14 protein-coding genes are annotated in these 24455 nt (G+C 70.1%); 7 read left to right on the top strand and 7 right to left on the bottom strand.

From position 1 onward, the window contains the following. The first annotated feature begins 4 nt into the window (after positions 1 to 4). Together ABEA10_RS01145 and ABEA10_RS01140 are read left to right on the top strand one after the other, a co-directional pair. The gene (locus ABEA10_RS01145) at positions 5 to 1126 is read left to right on the top strand and encodes a DegT/DnrJ/EryC1/StrS family aminotransferase (protein ID WP_345456081.1); all 1122 of its coding nucleotides are present in this window, start codon (positions 5 to 7) and stop codon (positions 1124 to 1126) included. 66 nt (positions 1127 to 1192) lie between these two features. Then, a complete protein-coding gene (locus ABEA10_RS01140) occupies positions 1193 to 2428 on the top strand; it encodes a methyltransferase domain-containing protein (protein WP_345456079.1) in 1236 nt (411 codons plus the stop codon). Between the two features lie 107 nt (positions 2429 to 2535). On the opposite strand, the gene ABEA10_RS01135 is transcribed toward ABEA10_RS01140, so the two are convergent. Both ABEA10_RS01135 and ABEA10_RS01130 read right to left on the bottom strand, forming a co-directional pair. Further along, the gene (locus tag ABEA10_RS01135) at positions 2536 to 3372 is read right to left on the bottom strand and encodes an ABC transporter permease (protein ID WP_345456077.1); all 837 of its coding nucleotides are present in this window, start codon (positions 3370 to 3372) and stop codon (positions 2536 to 2538) included. Then, entirely contained in the window at positions 3369 to 4346 is a 978-nt protein-coding gene (locus ABEA10_RS01130; RefSeq protein ID WP_329241699.1) for an ATP-binding cassette domain-containing protein, read from the bottom strand. Before ABEA10_RS01130 ends, ABEA10_RS01135 begins: the two co-directional genes overlap by 4 nt. Positions 4347 to 4446: 100 nt before the next feature. Here ABEA10_RS01130 and ABEA10_RS01125 point away from each other — a divergent pair, with 100 nt between their 5' ends. Continuing rightward, the gene (locus ABEA10_RS01125; RefSeq protein ID WP_345456070.1) at positions 4447 to 5853 is read left to right on the top strand and encodes an activator-dependent family glycosyltransferase; all 1407 of its coding nucleotides are present in this window, start codon (positions 4447 to 4449) and stop codon (positions 5851 to 5853) included. Between the two features lie 148 nt (positions 5854 to 6001). On the opposite strand, the gene ABEA10_RS01120 is transcribed toward ABEA10_RS01125, so the two are convergent. From ABEA10_RS01120 to ABEA10_RS01105, 4 genes are all read right to left on the bottom strand, one after another. After that, positions 6002 to 7396, bottom strand: a complete 1395-nt coding sequence (locus tag ABEA10_RS01120) for an FAD-binding oxidoreductase (RefSeq protein WP_345456068.1) — start codon at positions 7394 to 7396, stop codon at positions 6002 to 6004. 245 nt (positions 7397 to 7641) lie between these two features. Further along, entirely contained in the window at positions 7642 to 9315 is a 1674-nt protein-coding gene (locus tag ABEA10_RS01115) for an ABC transporter permease (RefSeq protein WP_345456066.1), read from the bottom strand. Further along, positions 9312 to 10226, bottom strand: a complete 915-nt coding sequence (locus ABEA10_RS01110; protein ID WP_345456064.1) for an ABC transporter ATP-binding protein — start codon at positions 10224 to 10226, stop codon at positions 9312 to 9314. Before ABEA10_RS01110 ends, ABEA10_RS01115 begins: the two co-directional genes overlap by 4 nt. A 175-nt stretch (positions 10227 to 10401) precedes the next feature. Further along, positions 10402 to 11349, bottom strand: coding sequence for an alpha/beta fold hydrolase (locus tag ABEA10_RS01105; RefSeq protein ID WP_345456061.1), 948 nt, complete (start codon positions 11347 to 11349; stop codon positions 10402 to 10404). Positions 11350 to 11803: 454 nt separating this feature from the next. Between ABEA10_RS01105 and ABEA10_RS01100 the strand changes: the two genes are divergently transcribed. Further along, positions 11804 to 12997 (top strand): cytochrome P450, encoded by a 1194-nt coding sequence (locus tag ABEA10_RS01100; protein WP_345456059.1) that lies wholly within the window; start codon positions 11804 to 11806, stop codon positions 12995 to 12997. Between the two features lie 166 nt (positions 12998 to 13163). Here ABEA10_RS01100 and ABEA10_RS01095 read toward each other — a convergent pair whose 3' ends face one another. Continuing rightward, a complete protein-coding gene (locus ABEA10_RS01095; RefSeq protein WP_345456057.1) occupies positions 13164 to 16439 on the bottom strand; it encodes an AfsR/SARP family transcriptional regulator in 3276 nt (1091 codons plus the stop codon). 279 nt (positions 16440 to 16718) lie between these two features. Between ABEA10_RS01095 and ABEA10_RS01090 the strand changes: the two genes are divergently transcribed. The 3 genes from ABEA10_RS01090 to ABEA10_RS01080 all read left to right on the top strand — a co-directional run. Continuing rightward, on the top strand, positions 16719 to 17972 hold the full coding sequence (locus ABEA10_RS01090; protein ID WP_345456055.1) for a cytochrome P450: 1254 nt from the start codon (positions 16719 to 16721) through the stop codon (positions 17970 to 17972). A gap of 87 nt (positions 17973 to 18059) precedes the next feature. Then, complete coding sequence (locus ABEA10_RS01085) at positions 18060 to 18893, top strand: class I SAM-dependent methyltransferase (RefSeq protein WP_345456053.1); 834 nt, start codon at positions 18060 to 18062, stop codon at positions 18891 to 18893. 640 nt (positions 18894 to 19533) lie between these two features. After that, a partial coding sequence (locus ABEA10_RS01080; RefSeq protein ID WP_345456051.1) for a beta-ketoacyl synthase N-terminal-like domain-containing protein occupies positions 19534 to 24455 on the top strand: 4922 nt, incomplete at its 3' end.

Below are 24455 nucleotides of genomic sequence, written 5' to 3'. Positions count from 1 at the left end.
GCGCATGACGACTCGTGTGTGGGATTATCTTCCGGAGTACGAGCAGGAAAAGGCGGATCTTCTCGACGCCGTCACAACGGTGTTCGAGTCCGGTCAGCTGATTCTCGGAAAGAGCGTACAAGGCTTCGAAGCGGAATTCGCCGCCTACCACGGGATCGCGCACTGCGCCGGGGTCGACAACGGCACCAACGCGGTCAAGCTCGGGCTCGAGGCGCTCGGCGTGGGACCCGGAGACGAAGTGATCACCGTTTCCAACACCGCCGCCCCCACCGTGGTCGCCATCGACGGCGCCGGCGCCACCCCGGTCTTCGTCGACATCCGCGAGGACGACTACCTGATGGACACGGACCAGGTGGCGGGCGCGATCACTCCGCGCACCAAGGCCCTGCTCCCGGTGCACCTGTACGGGCAGTGCGTCGACCTGGCCCCGCTCGAACGGCTCGCCGCCGAGCACGGTCTGGCCATCCTCGAAGACTGCGCGCAGGCGCACGGCGCCCGCAGGAACGGCCGGATGGCCGGCACCGTGGGCGACGCGGCCGCGTTCTCCTTCTACCCGACGAAGGTGCTGGGAGGGTACGGCGACGGGGGAGCGATCGTCACCGACGATGAGAGCGTCGACCGGAACGTCCGGCAGCTGCGGTACTACGGGATGGGCAAGAGGTACTACGTCGTCAGGACGCCGGGCCACAACAGCCGTCTCGACGAGGTGCAGGCGGAGATCCTCCGCCGCAAGCTGCGCCGCCTCGACGCCTACGTCGCGGGCCGCCGGGCGGTGGCACGCCGGTACGCGGAGGGCCTCGGCGACCTCACCGCCCCCGGCGGCCTGACGCTGCCGGTCGTGGCGGAGGGGAACGAGCACGTCTACTACCTGTACGTCGTGCGGCACCCACGCCGCGACGAGATCATCGAGCGGCTCGAGCGCTACGACATCTCACTGAACATCAGCTATCCGTGGCCGGTGCACACCATGACCGGGTTCGCCGAGCTCGGGTACGCCAAGGGCTCGCTGCCGGTCACCGAGCGTCTGGCCGACGAGATCTTCTCGCTGCCCATGTACCCGTCGCTGCCACTCGACCGCCAGGACAAGGTGATCAGCGCGCTGCGCGAGGTGATCACGGATCTCTGATCGCCGCGCCGCCCTCGAGGACCGGAGCGCGGACGAGGCCGCGTACTCATCGTGAAGGAGCCCACCATGACCGATCTGGCCGGCGAGACGGCATCAGCCTGCCGGGTATGCGGCGGCGAGGTCGCCGAGTTCCTCGACCTGGGCCGCCAGCCGCTGTCCGACCGATTCGTCGAGCCCGGCGAACTCGCCGATGAGTTCTCCTACCGTCTCGCCGTCGGGCAGTGCGCGTCGTGCACCATGGTCCAGCTGGTCGAGGAGGTACCCCGGCAGCTGATGTTCCACGAGGACTACCCGTACCACTCCTCGGGCTCGTCCGTCATGCGGGAGCACTTCACCGAGATCGCCCGCGACTTCCTCCGTACGGAGGCGGCCGATCCGTTCATCGTGGAGATCGGCTGCAACGACGGGATCATGCTGAAGACCGTCAAGGACGCGGGGGTCCGGCATCTGGGCTTCGAGCCCTCGGCGGGCGTGGCGGAGGTGGCCCGCGCGGAGGGCGTTAACGTCCGCACCGACTTCTTCGAAGAGGCCACCGCCGCGGCCGTGCGCGCCGCGGAGGGACCCGCCGACGTGATCTACGCGGCGAACACCCTGTGCCATATCCCCTACCTGGACTCGATCTTCCGGGGCGTCGACGCGCTGCTCGCGCCGCACGGCGTGTTCGTGTTCGAGGATCCCTATCTCGGCGACGTCGTGACCAAGACGGCGTTCGACCAGATCTACGACGAGCACTTCTTCCTGTTCTCGGTCGGCTCCGTGCAGGCGATGGCCCTGCGGTTCGGGTTCGAGCTGGTGGACGTGCGGCGACTGCCCGTACACGGGGGCGAGGTGCGGTACACCCTCGCGCGGGCCGGTGCGCGCGAGCCGTCGGCGGCCGTCGCCCGGCTGCTGGCCGACGAACGCGAGCAGAGGCTGACCGACCGCGCGACCCTCCGAGCGTTCGCCTCGAACGTCATCACGATCAAGGACGAGCTGGTGACGCTGCTGAGCGGCCTGCGCGCGGAAGGACGCCGCGTCGTCGGGTACGGCGCGACCGCCAAGAGCGCGACGGTGACCAACTTCTGCGGGATCGGCCCGGCCCTGGTGCCGTTCATGTGCGACACGACGCCGGCCAAGCAGAACCGGCTGACGCCCGGACGGCACATCCCGGTACGGCCGCCGGCGGCCTTCGCCGACCCGTACCCGGACTACGCTCTGCTGTTCGCCTGGAACCACGCCGAAGAGATCATGGCGAAGGAGCAGGCGTTCCGGCAGGCGGGTGGCCGCTGGATCCTCTACGTGCCCGACGTGCACGTGGTCTGACGATCCGGCCGCCGAGCTCCGGCGGCCGGGACGGCGAGAAGGCCGGGGCACCACCTCTCCGAGATGGCCGCCCCGGCCTCGCCATCGGTTCGTCCTCCGGCGAACGGTCAGGTGCGGCGGCGGTAGGCCAGCACCGCGAGCGGGGCGAAGACGACGATCAGGCCCACCGACCACAGCAACGACTTGATGAGCGGAGTGGCGATCTCGCCGCCGATCAGCAGGCCGCGGCACGCCGCCATCGTGTGGCCGACCGGATTGATCTTCGCCCATGCCTGGAGCCAGCCCGGCAGCGTCTTCGTCGGCGCCACCATGTCGGTCCCGAAGGCCAGGGGGAAGATGCTCAGCGCGATGATGGTCTGCACCGAGGCCGTCTCCTTGATGACCATCCCCAGCAACACCCAGACCCAGCTCAGACTCATGCCGAACAGGATGGTCAGCGCGGCGGCGGCCAGCGTGTACCACGGGTTGGTCTGGATCCGAAAGCCGATCACATATCCGAAGACCAGAAGGGTGATCATGGCGACGAGGTAACGGACCACATCGGCCAGGACCGAACCGATCAGCGGAGCCGAACGGCTGATCGGCATGCTGCGGAACCGGTCGAAAATCCCCTTCTTGATGTCGATGGACAGGTTCACCCCGGTGGCGATCATTCCCGCCGTGATCGCCGACAGGACAAGGATCGCCGGGGTCGTGAACTGCAGATACGCGTGGGTCGAGCCGGAGACGGCGCCGCCGAACATGTACACGAAGATGATGAGGAAGGTGACCGGTGCGATCACCGCGTCGCTGATGCTGATCGGATTCCGTTTGATCTTGATCAGGTTGCGCTTGGCGAGCGCGAGGCTGTGCCAGACAACGGCGTTCCGCCGGCGCGGCAGCACGTCGCTCCGCTCCCAGGAGCCCTCGTCGGACGCCGTGGACGGCATCGTGGTGTCACTCACGCCGCGTTCTCCTCTTCTTCTTCCTGTGCCTTGTCGTGCTCATCGGTGTGGCGGCCGGTGAGCGCGAAGAACACCTCGTCGAGGCTGGGCAGGCGCAGCGAGAGCTCGGTGACGCCGATCTCCGCCGCCTCCAGCCTGCGGACCGTCTCGTTGAGCGCGGCGTCGCCGTCCACCTGCACGGTCACGAGGTCCCGGCCACGCGTCTCGGCCGGACGCCCGGCCACCGCGCCGATGATTTCCGACACCTCCCGCAGCCGGTCCTGGTCCTTGGGACGCACGGAGATGGTCTGGCCGCCCACGCGCGCCTTGAGTTCGGCGGCCGTACCTCGCGCGATGACCTTTCCGTGGTCGATGACGACGATGTCGTCGGCAAGCGCGTCGGCCTCTTCCAGGTACTGGGTGGTGAGCAGCACGGCGCCGCCCCCGTCGGTCATCGAACGGATCATGCGCCAGACCTCACCGCGCTTGCCCGGGTCGAGGCCGGTGGTCGGCTCGTCGAGATAGATGACGGAGGGCCGGCCCATGAGACTCGCGGCCAGGTCGAGGCGGCGCCGCATTCCTCCGGAGTAGCCGGTGACCTTCTGGTCGGCCGCGTCGGTCAGCTCGAATCGCCGCAGCATCTCGGCCGCGCGCTCCTGCGCCTGCTTCTTACGGAAATTGAGCAGTTGCCCGATGAGAACGAGGTTTTCTTTTCCGGTGAGGTCCTCGTCGACCGACGCGTACTGACCGGTGAGACCGATCAGTTCCCGCACCCGCGGTGCGTCCCGTACGACGTCGTATCCGCGCACCGTCGCACGACCACTGTCGGGCTGCAGCAGTGTGGCCAATATTCGGACGGCCGTCGTCTTGCCCGCGCCATTCGGTCCGAGCACCCCGAGCACCGTGCCCGGCCGCGCGGCGAGGTCGACGCCCGCCAGCGCGGTCGTCTCACCGAATGTCTTGACCAGGCCCTCCGCCTGGAACGCATAGTCCATGGCGCCGATGCTGCCATCCGTTACTGGCAGATGACGTACAACTCACTTGCAGGAACAACGCCGTCGCGTTCGGCTTGGTGAAATCGGCGGTGTCCACCCTATGCCGGACCGATCCCGGCTCGATGGATCCTCAATTCACACTCCACCGGGCCCTCAGCACCGCCTTCTAGACTCTCGGGACACACCCTCGTCGGCACAAGGAGTGCAGATGCGAGTCTTGTTCGTGACATTCGCCGCGGCGAGTCATTTGCAGAATATGGTCACAATGGCGTGGGCGTTGCATACCGCGGGTCACGATGTGAGAGTCGCAAGCCAGCCGGATCTCACGGACACGATCACCGGGACCGGCCTCACGGCGGTGCCGGTGGGCGAGACCCACGACCTCGCCCAGCAGGTCCAGGAGATCAACGAGAACCTCGACCAAGAGCAGGTCATGGATGCCGAGAAGGCCGGTGAGGCCGGGCTGGACATGAACGAGCTGCGCCCGGAGAAACTGACCTGGGAATACGTGTCGAAGGTCTTCGGCACGATGACTCCCTTCGTCTTCCAGAACTGCTCTCCGGACTCCATGATCGACGACTTGGTCGGCTTTTCCCGCTTCTGGGAACCGGACCTGGTGATCTGGGACACGTTCACCTTCGGCGGGGCGGTTGCGGCGCGCGCCTGCGGAGCCGCCCATGCCAGGTTGATCACCGGCCTCGACCTGATGGCGAACATGCACGCCCGATTCGTCGAAATGCTCGGCCGACCCCCCGCCGCGGAGCGGCACGACCCGCTCCGGGAATGGCTTACGCGTTGTCTGGAACGGCATGGCGCGACCTTCGACGAGGAGGTGGTCACCGGTCAGTGGACGATCGACTCGACGCCGCCGTCGATGCGCCTGCCGGTCGATCTCCACTACGTGCCGGTACGCTTCGTGCCCTACAACGGCCGGTCCGTCGTGCCGGAATGGCTGCGGGAGCGGCCGAGCCGCAAGCGTGTCTGCTTCACCCTCGGGCTGTCCTACCGGGACATGTGGGGCGGCGGCGCGCGGCTCGGCGACATCCTCTCGGCCGTCGCCGCACTCGACGTCGAGGTGGTCGCCGCGCTCAGCGAGGAGCAGCGGAAGACCATGAGCGACCTCCCGGACAACGTCAGGGTGGTCGACTTCGTCCCGCTGAACGCCGTGCTTCCCACCTGCTCGGCGATCATCCACCACGGCGGCGTGAAGACCTTCGGCACGGCCGTCAGCCACGCGGTACCGCAGGTCATCGTCCCCGAGGGCCAGTGGGACACCGCGCACCTCGCGCAGCGCGTCCAGGACAGCGGCGCCGGGCTGCGCGTCGGCGACGCGCGGAACATCGACCCGAAGGAGTTCGGCCGCCGTGTCGCCCGGCTGCTGGACGAACCATCCTTCGCGCAGGCCGCACGGCACCTGCGCCGGGAGACGCTCGGCCTTCCCGCGCCCAACGACATCGTTCCCCTGCTCGAGGAACTCACCGCCGAGCACCGCACCGGAAGCCGCTGAGCATCGCCCATGTCGCCGGCCGGCCCGCAGGGGCCCGGCCGGCGACATCGCTGTGCGGGAACGTCAGTGCCCTTCCCGAAGCCCCGCCCTACGGCGCGGCGCCCAGGCGGCACCCGCTGCGGACGGGGGACTTCGAGACAGGTACCGGCTAGGAGGCCGGAGGGATGTTGTGGTTGCCGCTGAAGACGTTGTCCGGGTCATACGTCCGCTTCACGGCGGCCAGACGGCGATACTCCTCGGCGCTGTACGCCGTGGCCGTCTTGTCCGGATCCTCGAGGAAGTTCAGGAAGGCGCCGCCCGTGACGTGCGGCCGAATGGCGGCGGAGAAGGCATCGACGGCGGCCTTGGCCTCCGCGCCCTGGTCGCGGTCGACGGCGGGAGCGCTGCCCCCGAGCACGGAGAACGGCACGTCGCGGTGGCCCACCGGCCCGGCGCCGGCCGGCGGCCGGGCCATCGCACCGCCCCAGTACCGCAGTTCGACGGCGGACACCTCCCCGTCCGCCACGACCGCGGCGACCGAGGCGTCGATCAGCTCGTCGGACAGCTCATGGGCCAGATCGACGCTGCTCTCCACGACCATCGGTGGCGGCGGCGGGCCGAAGATCTCCGTGGTCATGTCCGCGCAGGGCATCGTCCGGAACGGATACGCGATCGGCTGCCCGGCTGCCTCGCGCAACGGTGCGAGCAGGCGCTCGGCCTCGTCGGCCTCTCCCGTGTGGACGGCCCGGAGGCCGAGTGCTCTCATGCCGCGCATCGGTTCCGGAAGCTGCGGTGAGTCCGGCATCTGCAACAAGACGATGGCCGTGCTCAGCTCGTCCGGCTGCTCGGGCGCCCACTCCCGGTAGCAGGCGATCGTCTGCTCGGCACGGGCGATGTCGAACATCGCCATGCCTCCATAGACCTCGGCGACCGGGTGGAGCCGGAACTCCAGGGACGTGACCACGCCGAAGTTGCCGCCGCCGCCCCGCAGCGCCCAGAACAGATCGGGGTTCTCCTCGGCGTCGGCGACCAGCGTCTTGCCTTCCGCGGTCACCACCTCGGCGCGTACGACGCTGTCGGCGGCGAAGCCGTACGCCCGCGACAGCATTCCCGCGCCGCCGCCCAGGGTGTATCCGACGACTCCGACCGACAGCGCGGTACCCGACAGCGGCATCAATCCGTACGGCGAGCAGGCGGCCAGCACGTCGCCCCACACGGCCCCGGCCCCGGCCCGCGCGATCCGCCGCTCCGGGTCCACCTCGACGCCCTTCATCAGCGAGGTCCTGAGCATGACGCCGCCCTCGTAGGACCGGATGGTGCCGTGCCCGGTCGACTGGACGACCAGGGGCAGGTCGTGCTCGCGCGCGGTCAGCAGAATGGTTCGCACGTCGTCCGGACCGGTCGCGTCGGCCACCAGCGCGGGGCGGGGATCGGTCAGGCGCCGCCACGGAAGACGCGCCTCGTCGTAGGTGTCATCGCCGATGAGGTGGACCGGGCCGCCGATCGCGTCGCGAAGGGCGGCGGCCGCGGACGTCGAGGCGGGGATCTTCGGGATTTCGTTCACGATGCGTTGTCCCAGTCTGTCGCTGCGGTCGGACGCACGAGCGTGACGCGCCCACCGAGGCCGAACCCACGATGGACCAGGCCGTGCGACGCGTGTCGCGAGTGGGCCTTCGAGGCTCTGCCCAGGCGGTCGCCGTCAAACCGGAATGTACGAGTTCGCCCTCGTGGCGATATTGAGGCGGATTCGAGGCTCGGTCGAGGCGCCGGTCGTACTCGGCGTGACCGCCGGGACGAGGCGGCCGCGTCTCACGACACACCGATGTCGCGCCGCCCGACCCGGTACAGGCCCGCGGCTGCGAGCAGCACCGCCGAACCGAGGAACCACAGCAGCGGCGCCGCGTGCACGGGCGCGGCCGGGGCCTTGGGCGCGTGCGTGAACGGTGAGATGTCGAGCACCGCCTGGTCGAAGCGGAGGCTCGCGCCGATCTGCGTCAGCAGCACGGCGCCCACCACCGCCACCCACGCCAGCGCGGTGAGCCGGGGCAGGAAGGCGTGAACGGCGAAGGCCACCGCCGCCATCAGGAGCGCCGCGGGAACCTGGACCAGCGCACCGCCGAGTACGCGCGGCAGCTGCCCGCCGAGATCATCCGCGCGCAGGCCGTGGACGAGCCCGGCGACCAGCCCGGACGCGACCATGATGACGGTCACCCCCACCGCCGCCGTGACCAGGTGGGCGGCGCACCACTTTCGCCGGCCGACCGCCGTGGCCAGCACCATCTCGGTGCGGAGGCCGTCTTCCTCCGCCCGCAGCCGGAGCACCGCGGACACGACGTAGATCGCCGACACCATGCCCGCGAGGCTCAGCGTCCATGCGATCCAGCTGTCGGAGGGCACACGCGATCCGCCGAGCCGCGCGAGCAGGTCCACCGAGCCACCGGACCTGGCCATGTCGTCCATCTCCACGGCGAAGGATCCGAAGACGCCGGCGAACAGCGCGATGCCCACGCCCCACCCGGCGATGCCGCCACGCTGGAGGCGCCACGCCAGCCCCCAGGCACTGCCGAAGCGCGGAGTGGCGCGAGCCCGGCCCAGGCGCGCCGGGATCAGCCCCGCGTCGATGTCGCGGCGCACCACCAGCGCCGCGGCCGCACCCACCAGGACGACCGCCAGGGCGAACATCAGGGCCGCCACCCACCAGCGTTCCCCGGCGTACGGGCGGACCTCGAACGCCCAGCCGAGCGGCGACGCCCACGACAGGTACCGCAGCGGGCTCCGCCCGTCGGCGATCAGGCCGGCGTCGCCGATGGCCCGGAGCACGAGCGCGGCGCCGAACACCGCGACGGAAGTGCCCATCGCCGTACGCGAGTGCTGGAAGACCTGGGCGAACAGCGCGCCCACGCCCGCGAACGTCCAGCCGACGAGGGTCAGGACCAGCCCGAAGGCGACGCAGCCGGGCGCCGGCAGGCCGAAGGCCAGCATGATCAGCGTGGAGACGGCGCCGAGGACCAGATCGGCTCCGCCCACCACGACCACGGCCGCCGCCAGCCGCCCGTACCGGCTCACCCCGGTCGAGGCGATGAGCTCGGCGCGTCCGGTCTCCTCGTCGGTGCGCGTGTAACGGACGATCAGCAGCAGGCTGCCGAGCGCCATGCCGAACATGATGATGGTGAGCGCCTCGGCGACGGCGATGCCGCCTTTGGTGGTCAACCCGTAGAGCGGTCCGCTGAAGGCGGCCGCGGCGGCGCTGTCGCCGATGTGGGCGGCGTACTCCTGTCGCTGAGCCAGGGTCTGCTGGTTGCGGACGACACTGGACACCAGGGAGACCAGGATGCCGAGCGTCAGCAGCGCCCAGACGATGAGCCGGACGCGGTCCCGGCGCAACGCCATGCGCGCGAGCGAGCCGCAGCCGGCGAGCCTCGGGGCGCCGCGGACGGACGCCGTGCCGGTGGGCGGTGACGGGGTGCGGACCGGCGCGCTCACAGCGCGGGCTCCCTGTCCGCCGCCGTCGCCTGATCCCGGTAGTGCCGCAGGAACGTCTCCTCCAGCGACGGCGGCCGGCTGATCAGCTCCCGGATGTCGTACTCGGCCAGCCGGCTCATCAGCGCGCCGATCCGTCCGGTCTCGACCTGGCAGCTCAACCGCAGACCCTCGATGTGCAGCTCGTGCACGCCGGGCAGCTGCTCCAGACCCTCCGGCCGGCGCGCGAGCTCGGCCCGGATCGAGGCGCGGGTCAGGTGACGGAGATCGACCATCGTGCCCGTCTCCACGATCTTGCCGGCGCGGATGATCGTGATCCGGTCGCAGAGCTGTTCCACCTCGGCGAGGATGTGGCTGGCCAGGAAGACCGTACGACCCGCCTTGCGCTCCTCGGCGATGCAGTCCTTGAAGACCTCGGCCATCAGCGGGTCCAGCCCGGAGGTGGGCTCGTCCAGGATGAGCAGCTCCACCCCGGACGCCAGCGCGGCGACCAGCGCCACCTTCTGGCGGTTGCCCTTGGAGTAGGCCCGGGCCTTCTTGCGGGGATCGAGCTCGAAGCGGTCCAGGAGCTCATCGCGGCGGCGTCGGTCGAGACCACCGCGCAACCGGCCGAGCAGATCGATGATCTCCCCTCCGGAGACGGTGGGCCAGAGGCTGACGTCTCCGGGCACGTACGCGAGACGCCGGTGCAGTTCGGTCGCGTCACGCCAGGGATCGCCGTCCAGCAGCCTGACGGTGCCGGCGTCCGCACGCAGCAGGCCCAGCAGGATCCGGATCGTCGTGCTCTTCCCCGCACCGTTGGGGCCGAGGAACCCGTGTACCTCGCCGGCGCGTGCGGCGAGATCGATGCCCGCGAGCGCGGTGGTGGCGCCGAAACGCTTGACCAGGCCCTCGGTTTCAAACGCGTAGCTCATGAGTCGGAGACTGCCAGCCGCCGCTGGTAGAGCGCCTACAGAAGGCTGGCAGCCCGCGCAGGCAGGGCGCTTTGTCCCGTCCGGTACGGCCGCTGCCGTGGGTAACGGCGGCCGGTACCGGTCATCGCGGCCGGACGGTTCCCATACGACGGCTGGTGGGACCTGGCACGCCGGCTCAGCCGAGTGACGCGAAGAACTCCAGCATCGCCGCGTTCACCTCGTCGGGACGCTCCTGCTGCGTCCAGTGCCCGCAGCCGGGCAGCCGCACGGTGCCGCGCAGGTTCGGCACCACTTCGGGGGAGACGGGCTCCTCCGGCAACATCCGAAGGCTCATATCGCGGTCGCCGACGATGTACAGAGCCGGCGGAAGTATGGGAACGCCGTGCCATGGGGCGGTGAGCGCCCAGTTGCGGTCCATGTTGCGGTACCAGTTGAGCCCGCCGGTGAATCCCGCCTCCGCGAACTCCGCCACGTACGTGTCGATGTCCTCCTCGGTCAGCCAGCCGGGCAACTTCTCCGGGTCGGGACACAGGTCCAGGAATCCGCCGCCGTCCGGGACGACCATGGCGCCACCCTGAGGGCCGTCGCCCGACGGCGCGTACAGCACCCGGCGAAACGTGTCGTACGGGTCCCGGGAGAGCTCCGCGTCCGCGACCCCCGGCTTCTGGAAGTAGAGCATGTAGTAGCCCTTGCCCATGCCGACGCGCATGAGCAGGGTCGCCGGTGCCGGGGTCCGCGGGATGTAGGGCATGCTGAGCCCGATGACGCCGCGGACCCGGTCGGGACGCAGCAGCGCCGTGTGCCAGGCGACTCCGGCGCCCCAGTCATGGCCGGCGACCACCGCGTTCTCCTCGCCGAGTGCGTCCATGATCCCGATCACGTCGCCGACCAGATGCATGATCGTGTAGTCCTCGACCCCTCCCGGCCGATCGCTGCGCGCGTACCCGCGCTGGTCCGGCGCGACGACGTGGTATCCCTCGCGGGCCAGGGCGGTCAGCTGATGCCGCCACGAGTACCAGCACTCGGGGAAGCCGTGGATCAGCAGCACCAACGGACCGGAGCCGGCCTCGGCGATGTGCAGCCGCATGCGGTTCACTCTGACGAACCGGTGGGCGATCTCCACCTCGACACCTCCTGTGTCCCCGCCGGCGCGGGTCGGCGCCGGCGGGAAGCCCGCACGCCGCGAAACGCCCGGCGACGCGACGAATCGACGTGATCGAGTGTCGGTGTTCTTCGTCGTCTTCTGGTCGAGGATGGCTCGAACCGGCCGCCGTGATTCTCGAGCCACGCCGGCCATGCCTTTCCCGGCCGGCGCCGGGAAACGCTCGCACCGGCTGATCCATACGAGTGGCGACAATGTCATCCGCTCGGTCGGCGACCGTCCAGGATCGCTCAATTATCGGTGGAATATCGCTGGAGACCGCCGATGAATTCCAAAGGCGACCGGTGGCCGGTGACGGCGGAAATCGATTTCTCGCGAGAATGGCGCACAGAAGAGCAATCTGGAAACTTCCCCGGCGCGATCGCCTCGCCTCACACTCACGAGAAGACCGGCGATACTCGAGAGGTGCCGCGACATGACGCAGCAGGATGAAGGAGTCTTTTCGGCACGGCCCGACGGGTCGCCGCCACCGGAGTTCGCCAGACGCCGGGCCGACGCACCGCTCGCTCCGGTCACGCTGCCCAGCGGCGACGAGGTGACCATGGCCGTCCGGTACGCCGACGTGCACGAGGTTCTGACCAATCCCGCCTTCAGCCGCGAGGCGACACTCGCACCGGACGCGCCGCGGATCCTGCCGGGTGAGGAGTTCGGCGAGGATCCCAACGCCCTGACCAACATGGACCCGCCACGGCACACACGGGTGCGCCGCATCGTGACCGGCATCTTCAGCCCGCGGAATGTGAAGGCGTGGCATCCGAAGGTCCTCGCCATCACCGAACACCTCACGGACGGCCTGGTCGCCCAGGGGACTTCCGCGGATCTCATCTCGGCGTTCACCGTTCCGCTGCCGATCCAGATCATGTGCGAGCTCCTCGGGGTGCCTCCGGCGGACCGCGAGAAGTTCCAGACGTGGACGGACATGATCATCTCCAGTACCGCGTTCACGGTGGAAGAGCGCATCGCGGCCGCTGGGGAGTTCTCCGGATACGTTCGTGAGCTGATCGCCGCTCGTCGCGGCAGCGAAGGCGACGCACTGATCGACGCGCTGATCAGCGCGCACGACGAGGGCGAACGGCTCAGCGAGGCCGAGCTGGTCCACCTGACCGTCATGCTGATCATGGCCGGGTACGAGACGACGGCCACGGTGCTCGCCCGGGGCGTCCTCAGCCTGCTGACGACCGATCAGTACCGGGTGCTGTGCGCCGAGCCTGAGATCATCCCCGGTGCGGTGGAGGAACTGCTGCGCTACGGCATGCCCAGCGACGGCGGCCTCCTGCGGATGGCGACCAGCGACGTGCGGTTGCCCTCCGGAGTGGTCCGCGCCGGTCAGACCGTGATGCCGTCGATGGCCTCGGCCAACCGCGACCCGGAGGTCTTCCCCGACCCGGAGCGGTTCGACGTGCGCCGCGCCGAATGCCCTCACCTGACGTTCGGGCAGGGTCCGCACTACTGCGCGGGCGCCAACCTCGCCCGGCACGAGCTCCGCCTGGCGTTGGAGACGCTGACACGACGGTTGCCCGGCCTGCGCCTGGCCGTCGCCGCGGACGAGGTGGAGTGGAGGAGCGGCCTGCTCCTCCGCGCCCCGCTGCGCCTGCCCGTGACCTGGTAACCGGGCTCGGCCGAGCTCGTCGAAGCGCCCCGCCCGCATCGGTGGCCGGGCGGGGCGGGGTGTCCCGGCGGGGCGAGCCGGTGGCGCTTCGGGGCCGTACGCGCGGCGCCCGCCCGAGAGACGGGCGGAACGCGCGGGTGCCGGCACGGCGGGAGCACGGTGCGTCTCACGACTCCGCCGAGGCCGGGCAGGAAGACGCGAGCAGCGCGAGCGCGTCGTCGCGGTCCAGGGCCACCCCACGGTCGTAGGCCGTGTCGAAGGCGCCTTCTCCCAGATCGCCGCGCAGTTCGTCGGCGAGTCTCGCGTCGTCCCGGCCGAACGTGCCCGTCGTGCCGTGCAGGACGTGGGACGCGCCGAGGATCTCGGCGGCCCGCCCGGCCGCTCCCCGCCGTCGCTGAAGGCGGGCGATGCCGATACCGACGGCGGCCACCAGCGGGAGGTCGGCGACCTCCCGTGCCAGCCGCAGAGCCTCGGCGAGTTGCCGCTGCGCCGTCGGCAGGTCACCCACGGCCGCCGTCAGCCGCCCTCGAACCGTCTCCAGCATGGCGATCATCAGCGCGTCCCGTGTGTGCGCATGCTCGACACTGCGCGCCGCCGCGGCGAAATGCCGCTCGGCCTCCGCGAGGTCGCCGGTGTCCAGCGCCAGGTTGCACAGTGAGATCCGGGTCAGAGCCGCGGCGCGCGCCGGCGTCCGAGAATGGTGACCGTCCACGGTCTCGAGGAGCTCCGCCCGCGCACGTTCGACGTCTCCGACCTGGATACGTGCCTCGGCGAGCCAGATCCGCTGCTGGAACGCCTCACCGGCGGTGCCGAGCTCGCGCATCAGCCGGATCGACTCCTCCAGGGCGGCCACGGCCGCCCGGCCGGTACCCAGCGCCATCTGGGAGCCCCCGAGGAACGTCAGCGCCATGGCCAGCCCCCAGCGCTCGCCGAGCCGGCGGAACTCCTTCGAGGCGATCTCCAGCTCCTGGCGCATCGCGTCCATGTCGCCGCTGTTGGCCAGCATGAACGAGCGTACGAGCCGCAGCATGGCACTCGTCCAGCAGTCGCCGGGCAGCACCGGCTCGCCGACGGCCACGAGCCCGGCGGCCGGATCGTCGTCCATCAGTGCCAGCAGCATCCCGGCGAGAGTCACCATCGGGTCGGCGCCCTGCCGCCCGGCCTCCCGGATACGGCGGCGCATCGCCTCGGTGACCAGCCGAGGGTGGCGGGGTCCTTCCGACAGGACCAGGTTGAACAGGTGGAAGGCCGTCGCCCTCGCCCAGGCGGCGTCCGGCACCGGGCCGGGAACGTCGAGGGCCCTGCGCAACCGCCGTGCCGCCTCGGCGTGGTCACCCTGTGCGGTCCAGAAGAAGCCGAGTGCCGCCGCGAGGCGTACGGCCGTCTTGGCGTCGCCGGTCTCGCAGGCGTAGTGAAGAGCCGCATTCAGGTTGTCGTGCTCGGCCCTCAGCGACGACAGCCAGCGCACCTGCTCCGGTCCGTGCAGGTGGGGTGCGGCCTGTTCGGCCAGCCGCAGGAAGAACGCGGTGTGCGCGGCCCTGGCCTCGGCGAACTCCCCCGCTGCGGCCAGCCGCTCGAGACCGTACTCCCGCACGGTCTCGAGCATCCGGTAGCGCGCCTCCGGCCCGTCGAGCATGCGGAGGAGGGACTTGTCCACCAGCGCGTGCAGCGCGTCCAGCACGTGCCCGGACGGGGCCGCGACCCAGTCCGCGCCGGCGGGCGTGATCACGGCCGGGAACACCGCCAGCCGCGTCAGGAACCGACGTTCCTCGTCGGCCAGGAGTTCCCAGCTCCAGTCGACGACGGCACGCAATGTCTGGTGGCGTGGCAGCACCGTACGGCTGCCGCCGGTGAGCAGGAGGAAGCGCTGGTCCAGCCGGGCGGCCAGCTCTTCCAGCGGCAGCGCCCGAAGCCGGGCCGCGGCCAGCTCGATGGCCAGCGGAAGCCCGTCCAGCCGGCGGCAGATCTCCGCGACGACCGGCATGGCGTCGGCGCCGAGCTTCAGGTCGGGCCGCACCGAGGCGGTCCGGTCGAGGAAGAGACGGATCGAGGGGCTCTCCAGTACCTCCGTCGCGGGGGCACCCGGCTCGGGCGTGGCCAGGGGCTCCACCGCGCACAGCGTCTCACCGGCGATCGCGAGCGGCTCACGGCTCGTCGCCAGGACCTTGAGGCCCGGGCAGCGGGCGAGCAGTTCCTCGGCCAGCCGGGCGACCGCGTCGATCAGATGCTCGCAGTTGTCCAGGACGAGGAGCGTCTCGGTGCCGGAGAGCACGTCGATCAGCCGGGTCACCGCGTCACGTGGCCCGTCGCCTCCCTCCAAAAGCCCCTCACGCAGGCCGAGAACACCGACCACGGCGCTGGGCACGTCGGCGGGATCGTTCAGGCGAGCGAGCTCGACGAGCCACGCGCCGCCGGAGAAGGAGTCCTCCGCCTGGCCCGCGTACGTGGTCGCCAACCGCGTCTTGCCCGCCCCTCCATGGCCGACGAGCGTCACCAGGCGGCCGCGCCGAAGGTCGGCCTCGATCTGGGACAGCTCGTTCTCACGGCCGACGAAACTCGTCAGCGACGTCCAGTGGCCGGTCCGGGGACCGGTGTGGGGGTGGGTTCGGGGGCCGGCGTGAGGCTCGGTGTGGAGCTCGGTGTGGGGGCGGCCGGTGCGGGGACCGGCCCGGGGGACGGCCTCGCGAGCGGGCCGTTCGTTCTCGACGAGAGAGCCGCGCAGCGCGGACAGGTGAAGGTCCTGCAGGCCCGGACCCGGGTCGGCGCCCAGTTCGTCGGCGAGGAAGTTGCGAAAGTCCTCATAGGCCGCCAGCGCCTCGGCGCGCCGGCCCGAAGCGTGCAGCGCCTTGATGTGCAGACCACGCAGGCGCTCCCGCAGCGGGTGCGCGGCGATCAGCTCGCCCAGCTCGGCCACGGTGTCGGACTCGCCGGTGCCGCCCAGCAACTCGGCCTCGACCCGGTCCTCGATCGCCGCGAGTCTCAGCTCCCGTAGCCGGCCGACGGTGGCTTCGACATAGGGGGTCTGCGCCACACCCGCGAGCGGGTCGCCCCGCCAGAGTTCGAGCGCCTCCCTTAACCGCGAAACGGCGAGCCGCGGATCTCCTTCGGAAAGCGCCCGCCGCCCTTCGAGGGCGAGCCGTTCGAAATGCAGGGCGTCAACGGCGTCCGGATCGATGTCCAGACAATAACCTCCATGAGCCCAACGCAGCTCCGAGGCGTCGGCGAGCACCCTGCGTAGCCGCGATACGAGGGTATGCAACGCATTCACACGATCGGCGGGTTGCTCGCTCCACCAGATCGCCTCGGCCAGCGCCTCGACCGTGACCGCCCGGCCCGCGTCGAGCGCGAGCCTGGCCAGGAACGTGCGCAGACGGGCCCCTCCGACCTGCACCTGTGTGTCCTCGATCAACACCTCGAGCGGCCCCAGGATACCCACGCGCATGGGGACCAGTCTGCCATCGGGATCCCTGACTGCCCAGCTTTACCGCTCATTACCCGATCCCGCCCGCTTCGCGCCGAGCGACCGGAGCAATCTGGGCGAAGACAAGCCGGGGAAATGCATCACATTCTCTACTTATCGAGAGAGTTCCGCATCGGCGGTCAGGAACTGTGCAGTCCTGAGAGCCGGTGACACTCCCTCGTATCCCGTGCGGATTGTCGCGTCGGCGGCGCGAACCGCCGGCGCCCGTACGCGACCGCCAGCCGCATGGAAGGATCTCCGATGGCCCAGGCTCCCTCCGACATCACGACCGCGGCGGCCCGCGTCGACCCTGACGCCGAACAGCTGTTCCAGCGGATCATGATGGATCCGACCAACGAGAATCCTTACGCCGGATACCACGAACTGCGTCGCCGGGCTCCCGCCCTCATCACCGCGGACGGCACTCTGGTGCTGACTCGCCACGCCGACTGCGACGCGGCGCTGCGGCACCGTTCGCTCGGCAAGGGCAACGAGATCCAGGGCTTCCGCCTGAGGCCGATCCCGGAGGACCGGCTGCGCGAGCTGATGACACGGCTGGAGCGCAGCATGTCGTTCGCCAACCCGCCGGATCACAGCCGGCTGCGGCGCGTGGTGAGCTCCGCCTTCACCCACCGCCACATCGAGAGCCTGCGGCCGGCGATCACGGCCCGGGTGGATGACCTGCTCGATGGTCTCGCCGAGCGGCCCGGCGCGGACTTCATGACCGGCTTCGCGCAGCGCCTTCCCGTGGGCGTCGTCGGTGACCTGCTCGGCGTTCCGGAGGAAGATCGTGCGGGCTTCGGGTCCAAGGTCGCCGACCAGGCGGCCATGGTGGAGCCCACCGCCGACGCCGACACGCTCAGCCGGGCCATCACCGCCGAGGCCGAGCTCGCCGCGTACTTCAGCGAACTGCTCGCCCACAAGCGCGAACACCCCGCCGACGACCTGCTGAGCCGGCTCGTCGGCCCGGAGGCCCAGGGGCGCCTGGAAGAGGTCGAGATGGTCTCCACCGCGCTCCTGCTCCTGGGCGCGGGCATCGAGACGACGGGTCACCTGCTCGGCAACACGCTGCACACGCTGCTGAACCACCCCGCCGCGCTGGACGCGCTCCGCGACGACCCCGGCGCGATCCCGGGTGCGGTCGAAGAGGTGCTGCGCTTTGACTCGCCGGTGCAGTTCGACGCCCGTACGGTCCTGGAGCCGGTCACCTTCGCCGGCGCCGAGCTCAAGCCCGGCCAGACAGTGACGATCATGTTGGCGGCCGGCAACTACGACCCCGCGCGCTTCGACGACCCCGACACCTTCGACATCGGCCGCACCGACAACGCTCACCTCTCATTCGCCTCGGGTATCCACTTCTGCCTCGGCGCCGGGCTCGCGAGGCTGGAGGTACAGGTCTTCCTCGAGCGGCTCCTGTCCCGCAGCACCTCCGTGGCGCTCGCCGGCGCAGTGCAGCGCCGGCCTGGTCTCGGCCTGCGCGGTTTCGCGCAGATGCCCCTGACACTCCGATTCTGACCACCGCTGATCGCCGCCCGGCGACGCCGGCCGGTGTTCGTCCGAACGACATCCACGTCCAAGCGACATCCATCGAAGGAGCCTTCAATGGGCACGAAAGTCAACGCTGCTCAGGCCGACCACTGGAACGGTGACGAGGGTGTGTTCTGGGCCGAAGAGCACGAGCGTTGGGACCACCTCAACAGCGCGTTCAACGATCACATGTTCGCCAAGGCGGCCATCGGCCCGGAGAACCGCGTCCTCGACATCGGTTGCGGAAACGGTCAGACGACACGGCTGGCCGCCCTCCGGGCCCCTCGCGGCAGCGCTGTCGGGTTCGACATCTCCGCTCCCATGCTGGAGCGGGCCCGCGCCCTCACCGCCGCCGAGGGCGTGACCAATGTCGAGTTCGTCGAGGGCGACGCGCAGATCTACGCGTTCGCCGAGAACAGCTTCGACGCGGTCATCAGCCGGTTCGGCCTGACGTTCTTCGATGACCCGTACGCCGCGATGGTCAACATCGCGCGGGGACTTCGTTCAGGAGGCCGGCTCTCGGCGATCGTCCACGGCGACGTGACGCGGACGGACTGGCCGCTCATCTTCGGGGCCGTCCAGGAGCAGCTCGCCCTGCCGTGGGTCAAGGAGCCCAAGGAGAACCCCATGGCCGACCCCGACCACATCGCCGAGGTGCTCGAGGGCGCCGGCTTCACCGACGTGGCGTTCCCCCACGTCATGGAGTCGCGGTCCTGGGGGAAGGACGCCGAGGACGTGGCCGGCTTCCTGCTGAGCTGGACGCCGATGCGGGTCAGCCTCTCCCAGGTGGACGAGGAGACCGCCGGCCGCGCTCGCCGGGCATGCGTCGAGGCCCTGCGTCCCTTCGAGACGTCCGCCGGGGTGGTCATGCGTACCCCTGCCTGGGTCGTCAGCGGCACCCTCTCCTAGCGCTTCCGGCGCAGGGCTCCTCCCGTCTTCACGGCGACCTCCACCGCAGGTGCGCCCTCTGGTGGCGCCGCCGTAGGACCCGGCCGGGCCGTCGCGGGGCATCGTCCTTCCGGCGGCTCGGCCGTAGAGGCCCGCCCTCCGGCGACGCCGCGGCCGAGCCTCTCCGCCCGACGCCTCGCTCCGGTGAGACGGAGCGGACCACCGGTGGCGTCAGGCGGGGCGGATCCGGCTCAAAGTTCAGAGCGTTCACCGCACGGCCTCCCTGGGGATCCACGGCCAGGGAGGCATCTCGCCGTGCCCTCGGACGTCCATTTCCGGACCTCGCCGTGACGGCGCGACGCATAGGAGGGTCACCGAACACGGCAATCTGGGCGAAGACAATCCGACCGGTCGCGCCGCACCCTCAACACAGTCGGCACGATTGGCGAGAACGCCGGCCTTTGCCGCCAATCGCAGTCCTGCTGCGTGACCGTATGCACAGGTCGGCGACTACGGGGGGGACTGGGCCAGCGGCGGTGGCGAGGCCCGGCGAGCGAGGGGCGGAGATTGATGAATTTGCCGTGAGAAACCCAACACCGTTCGATTTTCCGCCGACATTCCAATCCGCACTTCGGAAATAGCCGTTTGGGGTTCGTCGTCAATGGAATCGACCTCTGCCACACACAATGGAATCGCCATTATCGGTCTGGCCTGCCGCTTTCCTCGTTCCGCCGACGCGAACGCCTTCTGGCGATTGCTCCGCGACGGCGTGAACGCGGTCGGCGGGACACCGGCGGATCGATGGGGTGCGGCAGCCGCGCCCGGCGGCCCGGGTACGGCAGGGGCCCTTCCCGGTGTGGAGCACGGGGCGTTCCTGGACCACATCGACCAGTTCGACGCCGAGTTCTTCGACATCTCACCGCGTGAGGCCGCGGCGATGGACCCGCAGCAGCGGCTCATGCTCGAGCTTTCCTGGGAGGCTCTGGAGAACGCCGGAGTCGTCCCAGCGTCGCTCGCCGACACCCGGGTCGGCGTCTTCGCGGGTGCCATCTGGGACGACTACGCGACACTCGCCCGTCGGCGCGGCACCGACGCGGTCACCCGGCACAGCATGACGGGCCTGCACCGGAGCATGATCGCCAACCGTGTGTCCTACACGCTCGGCTTCACCGGCCCCAGCCTCACGGTCGACACCGGCCAGTCGTCGTCCCTGACGGCGGTACACCTGGCCTGCGAGAGTCTCGCCCGCGGCGAGTCCACGATGGCCCTGGCGGGCGGAGTGAACCTCATCGCCGATCCGGTCGGCACCGTGGCCGCGTCCCGTTTCGGAGGACTGTCGCCGGACGGCCGTTGCTTCGTCCTCGACGCCCGCGCCAACGGTTTCGTACGTGGTGAGGGCGGCGGGCTGGTGCTGCTCAAGCCGCTGGATCGAGCGATCGCCGACGGTGACCACGTCCATGGGGTCATCCGCGGCACGGCGATCAACAACGACGGCGCCACCGACGGGCTCACCGTCCCGAGCGCCGAGGCGCAGACGAAGGTCATCGAGCGGGCGTGGCGGCAAGCGGGGATCGGCCCGGCGGACGTTCAGTACGTCGAGCTGCACGGCACCGGCACCAGGATCGGCGACCCCATCGAGGCCGCCGCACTCGGTGCGGCGCTCCGGCGGGACGACGGGGCGGCCGGCCCGCTACGCGTGGGATCGGTCAAGACCAACATCGGGCACCTCGAGGCGGCGGCCGGCATCGCCGGCCTGCTCAAGGTGATACTGGCGCTGAGGCACCGCGCCCTGCCGGCCAGCCTCAACTTCGAGACACCGCACCCCGACATCCCGCTGGATCGTCTCGGGCTGCGCGTACAGACCGCCCTCACTCCCTGGCCCGACCCCGACCGCCCCCTGGTCGCGGGGGTCAGCTCCTTCGGCATGGGCGGAGCGAACTGTCATGTCGTCGTAACGGAAGCCCTCGCCGCTCTCGCGGAGGCGTCCGGCACCCGCACGGAACCGCCCACCTCCCCCATAGAGGCGTCCCACACCCTCGCGGAACCGCCGGCCGTCCCCACAGAGGCATCCGACACCCTCGCGGAACCGCCGGCCGTCCCCACAGAGGCATCCGACACCCTCCCGGAACCGCCCGCCGTCCCCACCTCCGGCATGGTGGCGGTCTCTCGTCGCGGCGTCTCAGCCGAACCGGCAGGCGGGACTCCGGCCGCGCCGCGGTCACCCGTACCGCCACCGCTCGTGCTGCCCCTGTCGGCGCGCAGCCGGTCCGCTCTTCGTGCCCAGGCCCAGCGGCTGATGGACCACCTGCGGTCCGCGCCGAGTCTGGACGCACGGGACGTGGGGCCGGCGCTGGCGACGACGCGCTCGTTGTTCGAACATCGGGCCGTCATCACGGGCGAGGGACGCGAGGAGCTCCTCGACGGGCTGGCCGCCCTCGCCCGGGGGCGGGGCCGTACGAACGTCACCTCGGGAGTGGCCGGAACGGCGGGAGCGACAGCCTTCCTGTTCAGCGGCCAGGGCAGTCAACGGCCCGGCATGGGCGCCGGGCTTTATGAGGCGTTCCCCGTGTTCGCCGACGCTCTCGACGAGACGCTCGGCCACCTCGACCTCCGTTTCGACCGGCCGCTTCGCCCGGTGATGTTCGCCCCGGCGGGAAGCACCGATGCCGCGCTCCTCGACCAGACCTCCTACACGCAGGCCACGCTCTTCGCGCTGGAAGTGGCCATGTACCGGCTGCTCGAATCCTGTGGCGCCGTCCCCGACTACCTCATCGGACACTCCATCGGCGGTATCGCCGCCGCGCATGTGGCCGGCGTCCTGTCGCTGGCCGACGCCTGCACGCTGGTGGCCGCCCGAGGCCAGTTGATGCAGGCGCTGCCCGCCACCGGATCGATGGCCTCGCTCGACGCGACCGAGGACGAGGTGAGAGCCCTGCCGGCCTGCGTCGAAGGCCGAATCGAGCTCGCCGCGGTGAACAGTCCCAAGGCGGTGGTGATCTCCGGAGACCACCAGGCGGTCCTCGGGACCGTCCAGGCGTGGAGAGAACGCGGGCGCAAGGCGAAGCGGCTGCGGGTCAGCCATGCGTTCCACTCCGCGCACATGGAACCCATGCTCGAGGAGTTCCGGCAGGCGATGAGCGGGCTGACGTTCCAGGCTCCGCGGATCCCGATCGTCTCTGACACGACAGGGCGGCTCGCCACCGCCGAGCAGCTTCGCGACCCCGCCTACTGGAGCGACCACGCTCGGCGACCAGTGCTGTTCATGGAGGGCGTGCGCTGCCTGGAGGAGCAGGGCGTCACCGACTTCGTCGAGGTCGGTCCCGACGCCGTGCTCACGAGCCTCGCCGCCACGAGCCTCACCGGCGGCAGGAAGGCGACCGGTAAGACACGGATCGCGACGGTCCCCACGCTGCGCCGGAACCGGCCTGAGGTGCGCACGGTCACCGCTGCGCTGGCGGAGTCGCACGTCCATGGGGATCGGGTGAGATGGGAGGCGCTCTGGGGAGGGAACGCCGACCGGCTCGAACGGCGACACACCGTGTCCCTGGACCTGCCCACGTATGCCTTCCAGCGGAAACGCCACTGGATCCGGGCCGCGGACCTCGCGGGTACGGTGCCCGGGTCCCGGTTCGCCGACGATGGCGCGGCTTCATCGACAGCGGGCGAATCCTCGCTGGACGCGGACGAGTCGCCTTCGGTCTCGGAGATCCCGCAGACCGATCTGCTCGCCGGAATGGACAGCGGCGAGCAGGAAACCATGCTGCTGGAAACGGTCCGTTCGAACGCCGCGCTCGTCCTCGGTCACGCCGGGTCGGACCGCCTCGACCCGGCCCGTACCTTCAAGCAGCTCGGCTTCGACTCGCTGGCGGCCGTCGAACTCCGCGACCGGCTCGCTGAGGCGACAGGCATGACCTTGCCGTCCTCCCTGGTGTTCGACCATCCCACCCCGCAAAGCCTCGCCACGTACCTCCGCCAACGGCTCACCGGCCGCCCCGCCATCACTTCCGCGACGGCCCCGGTCACCACCACGGAACCGATCGCGATCGTGGCGATGGGCTGCCGTTTCCCGGGTGGGGTGGCCTCGCCGGAGGAGTTGTGGGAGCTGGTGGATCAGGGTGTCGATGCGATCACGCCGTTTCCGGATAACCGTGGTTGGGATCTGGAGGAGTTGTACGACCCGGACCCCGACGCTCCGGGTAAGTCCTATGCGCGGGAGGGCGGGTTCCTTCACGACGCGGATCAGTTCGACGCGGCGTTCTTCGGGATCTCTCCGCGTGAGGCCACCGCGATGGACCCCCAGCAGCGGCTTCTCTTGGAGGTCGCCTGGGAGACCATCGAGAACGCCGGTATCGACCCCACCACGCTCCACACCAGCCAGACCGGCGTGTTCACCGGCGCCATGCCCTCGGACTACGGACCGCGTCAGCATGAGGCGGACGAACGATTCGCCGGCTACACGCTGACGGGAGCGACGGGCAGCGTCGTCTCGGGCCGCATCTCCTATGCCCTCGGTCTGCAGGGGCCTGCGCTGACGGTCGATACGGCGTGTTCGTCATCGCTGGTGGCGTTGCATCTGGCCGCGCACTCCCTGCGTACGGGCGAATGCGACCTCGCCCTCGCCGGCGGGGTCACCGTGATGTCCACACCGGGCATGTTCGTGGAGTTCAGTCGGCAGCGGGGGTTGGCGGCCGATGGGCGGTGTAAGTCGTTCGCCGCCTCGGCCGATGGAACCGGGTGGTCCGAGGGCGCCGGGCTTGTCCTCCTGGAGCGTCTGTCGGACGCTCGGAAGAACAACCGGCGGATCCTCGCCGTCATCAAAGGCTCAGCGGTCAACCAGGACGGGGCCAGCAACGGCCTGACCGCACCGAATGGACCCTCTCAAGAGCGCGTCATCCGACAGGCCCTCACCAACGCCGGGGTGACTCCCGACCAGGTCGATGTGGTCGAAGCCCACGGCACCGGCACCTCCCTGGGTGACCCGATCGAAGCCAACGCCCTGCTCGCCACCTACGGGCAGAGCCGCACCGACCAGCCGCTGTACCTGGGATCGCTGAAATCCAACATCGGTCACACCCAAGCCGCAGCCGGTATCGCCGGTGTCATCAAGATGGTCCAAGCCATCCAGCACGCCCGGATGCCGAAGACCCTCCACGCCGACAAACTCAACCCCGAGGTGGACTGGACAACCGCCACCCTCACCGTCCTTACCGAGGCCCGGTCGTGGCCAGATGCCGACCGTCCCCGCCGCGCCGCAGTGTCCTCCTTCGGCGTCAGCGGCACCAACGCCCACCTCATCCTCGAACAACCACCCCAACCCACACCGGCAGCGTTGGAGGTCACCGAACCCCAGTCGGCCCCGGCAGCGTTGAGAGTCGCCGAACCCGCGTCTGAACCGGTGTCTGGTGCTGTGGCGTGGCCGTTGTCCGCCAAAACCCCCGAAGCGCTCCGTGAGTACGCCCGCCGCCTGGCCGACCACCTGGACCACCACCCCGACCTGAGCCCGGTCGATATCGCCCACGCACTGGCCACCCGCACCGTGTTCGATCAGCGTGCGGTCATCACCGGAACCACCGCCACCGACTT

The organism is Actinoallomurus oryzae (genome assembly GCF_039541955.1).
Classification (GTDB): Bacteria; Actinomycetota; Actinomycetes; order Streptosporangiales; family Streptosporangiaceae; genus Actinoallomurus; species Actinoallomurus oryzae.
Note: the sequence above shows the minus strand (reverse complement) of the source record. Positions and strands in the feature narration are given on the sequence as shown.